4 protein-coding genes are annotated in these 3,282 nt (G+C 48.0%); all 4 read left to right on the forward strand.

All coding sequences use genetic code 11. The annotated features are described in order from the left end of the window. The coding region (locus tag BLV48_RS19285) for an RHS repeat-associated core domain-containing protein (protein ID WP_217633068.1) at window positions 1–207 on the forward strand (207 nt) is incomplete at its 5' end. A 433-nt stretch (window positions 208–640) separates the two neighbouring features. Next, window positions 641–856 carry a hypothetical protein gene (locus tag BLV48_RS18605; protein ID WP_091828266.1) on the forward strand — a complete coding sequence of 72 codons (216 nt, stop codon included), beginning with the start codon at window positions 641–643 and terminating at the stop codon, window positions 854–856. A gap of 56 nt (window positions 857–912) precedes the next feature. After that, window positions 913–1,668 (forward strand): AAA family ATPase, encoded by a 756-nt coding sequence (locus tag BLV48_RS18610; RefSeq protein ID WP_091828267.1) that lies wholly within the window; start codon window positions 913–915, stop codon window positions 1,666–1,668. Between the two features lie 473 nt (window positions 1,669–2,141). Continuing rightward, window positions 2,142–3,089, forward strand: coding sequence for an IS30 family transposase (locus BLV48_RS18615; RefSeq protein WP_091828268.1), 948 nt, complete (start codon window positions 2,142–2,144; stop codon window positions 3,087–3,089). The last annotated feature ends 193 nt before the right edge of the window (window positions 3,090–3,282 follow it).

Below are 3,282 nucleotides of genomic sequence, written 5' to 3' on the forward strand. Positions count from 1 at the left end.
AATACACCGCAAGTCGTGAGTGATAATCAGGGAACGGTGGTCTGGCGGGCGGACTATGATGCATTTGGGCAAGCATCTGTTGCCCCTGGGAGTATCCTGACATTCAATCTCCGTTTTCCTGGTCAGTATTTTGACAGCGAAACGGGGCTACATTACAACTACCACCGAGATTACGACCCCCAGTACGGGGCGGTATATTCAGAGTGACCCCCGTGGCATCCTACTGGACTTTAGTGATCCACAACGACGGGTCACCGCACAAATGGGATTACCTATTCCCGGCTATGGTTACGTCAATGGACTGAATCACCTATACGGATACGCCGGTCAGAACCCACTTATGTATATGGTGAAACACCAGCCACAGCCGCAGGAGGCGCAGCCATTGGTGGTGCTATCGGTGGACCACCCGGTGCAGTAGTAGGTGGTGTAATAGGTTTTGGTGTTGGTTGGTGGGCTGCAAGTGAATTTTGGGATTGGTATGACAATAAAGACAAACCATCAGATGATAGCCAAGAATCCAAGAAAGACCGCTGTATCGAACGTTGCTCTGATTCGGCGCTACCGACCAGTGATAACGGCTTTTCCTTTTGGAATTGCGTAAATCGCTGCATGGAAGAACCTGACGATTGTGAATGATATGAAAAAAGAAGTAGCTACCGAAATTGTTGATCTCATGGTGGAGTTTGGCGACCGACTTAACCAGTCGGTCGCCATGGTTCAGAAAGATTGTTCGGAGGATGAGTTGGTAGTTTATCGCCGTGCAGCTGGAAAGCTGATGGGAACTATGTTGCTGGACATAATGAATCCAATATTTGATGAGCACCCTGACCTAAAGTCTGATCGGTTGGAATAATACGATTATTCATGTAAGCTGGGGGTATGAAAAACAGTCCTTATTAGGAATATTTTGTGAAATCTTTTGATGCCCCCCAATTTATACATTCAGCAAAATTGATAAGGGAAAAAGTAGAGTCTTTTGAAAGATTTCCGTTTACTCTACCTGTATTAAAAAATCTCAATAGTATCGAGTTTCATCCCAAAATTAGCTTTTTTATAGGGGAAAACGGTACTGGGAAATCCACCTTGCTTGAAGCATTAGCTGTTTCATGTGGATTCAATGCAGAGGGTGGAACTAAGAATTTTACTTTTTCCACCAGAAAATCCCACTCGCAACTATGGAAGTTTATTCGATTATCAAGATCATTTAAAAAACCCAAAGATGGTTTTTTCTTACGCGCAGAATGTTTTTACAATGTGGCAACGGAAATAGAAAGGTTAGATGAAGGTCCCGGTGGACCACCCATTATTAACTCATATGGTGGGGTCTCATTGCACGAACAATCACATGGTGAAAGCTTTTTTGCGCTGATGATAAATCGCTTCGGCGGAAATGGATTATACATTTTAGATGAGCCGGAAGCCGCGTTATCACCTACGCGGCAAATGGCTATGCTTTCAAGGATGCACCAACTTGTAAAAGATGGATCACAATTCATTATTGCGACCCATTCGCCCATATTAATGGCATATCCGGACTCTAAAATTTTTTCACTTGATAATGGCGTAGTGGAGGAAATCGAATATGAAGAGTCTGAGCATTATACAGTTACGAGACATTTTTTGAATAATCACTCATCAATGGTTAGTCAGCTTATAGCTGACTAATAATCATATTATTCCAACTGATCAGGCTTTAAATCAGAATACGTATGCTTATGTTGATGGTAATCCGCTAGTTTATATTGATCTGACCGGACTTGCAGGAAGGCCGGGGCTAGGGAGTCGTGTTGAGTCGCATAATGGTTGTAAGAATCATGTGCATTTGGGCCAAAAATCCGACCCACGCGCTTATGCAGTAAATAAGGACGGTTCCGTCAGGCACGGAAAAGCCCCCCCTAAAAAAATCAAAGATGAAATTAACAAAAAGTTCGGATGGAACTTGAGAAGCCCTTTCATGATGTCACCTTTACCTCCTAAACTGCTAGAAGAAATTTTGAATCCTGGGAAAATCCCTGATCCTATGGAAGGTGTTCCGGGAATTCAGATAATAAGTGCGACACTCATGGTTGAACGGCGAGAGGTGGCCAACTCCCGAAGGTGGTACGCTTCAGCTCGCCAAAGTCAAAGTAAGTATCACCATGAGTTATCAGCAGTTGGCCGAGGGGAAACGATACCAGATATCGGCTCTCCTTACGCAGGGATATTCGCCGGCAGCGATCGCTACTGTAGTTGAAGTTCATCGCTCCACAGTCTACCGGGAGATGAAGCGTAACAGTCATGACGGGGTGTATGAGCCCGAGGAAGCGCATGCCAGAAGCCATGCACGTCGAGTCATGGCACGCAAATACAGAGTGCCGGAGCAGACCGTCATGTATGTGGAGCTGACGTTGTCTTGGCACTGGAGTCCGGAACAGATCAGCGGTATCGGCAAGCTCATTGGTCTGCTGGTAAGCCATGAGTGGATATACCGTCATGTCGCTGCCGATAAGGCCCGTGGCGGCAAGCTCTACAAGACATTGCGCCAAGGACACAAACGGTACCGCAAGGGCAGCAACAGCAAGCGTGCGGTCATCCCGGAGTCGATTTCGATCGACGATCGTCCGGCCATCATGGACACGCGGGAGCGCTTTGGTGACTGGGAGGTCGATACCGTTCTGGGCAAGCATGGTAGCGGTGCGTTGGTCACGCTGGCGGAGCGCAAGAGTCGCCTGTATCTGGTCCGCAGGATCGACGCCAAGCTGGCTACGGACGTGCGGGATGCGATCATCGATGTGCTCATGCCCTATGCCGACCATGTGCATACAATCACGGCGGACAACGGCAGCGAGTTCGTCGAACACAAGGCCGTAGCGGAAGCGCTGGGGGCGGAGTTCTACTTTGCACACCCGTACTCCTCATGGGAGCGTGAACTGAACGAGAACTTCAACGGGCTGCTGCGGCAGTTCATCCCGAAGGGTACGGATCTGAGGCTGATTACGGATGAAGATGTGCGCTGGGCAGAGAAGAGGTTAAACCTGAGGCCGCGTAAATGCCTCGGATTCAAGCAGCCAGAAATGGTGTTCCAAGAATACCTTCAGGCTGCATAGGCGGGTGTCGCACTTCGGAGTTGAATTCGCGGATTGGTCGGTAGACCCGGATACCGGGGATATTTACGACCCAAATGGTGATCCATATGACAACCTAAATGTGGGTGCTAAGGAGGTTGTTCACGCCGGTTAAGTTCGAGATGCTGGTTATCGCCAAACAAACAGCACAGAACAACCGACATGAACAACCCCC

Origin of the sequence: Marinobacterium iners DSM 11526, assembly GCF_900107855.1 — a bacterium.
Taxonomy (GTDB): domain Bacteria; phylum Pseudomonadota; class Gammaproteobacteria; order Pseudomonadales; family Balneatricaceae; genus Marinobacterium; species Marinobacterium iners.

Excerpts from the sequence above, each read along its gene's own strand:
- BLV48_RS18605 (WP_091828266.1), top strand. The coding sequence starts at position 641 with ATGAAAAAAGAAGTAGCTACCGAAATTGTTGATCTCATGGTGGAGTTT.
- BLV48_RS18615 (WP_091828268.1), top strand. The coding sequence starts at position 2,142 with ATGAGTTATCAGCAGTTGGCCGAGGGGAAACGATACCAGATATCGGCT.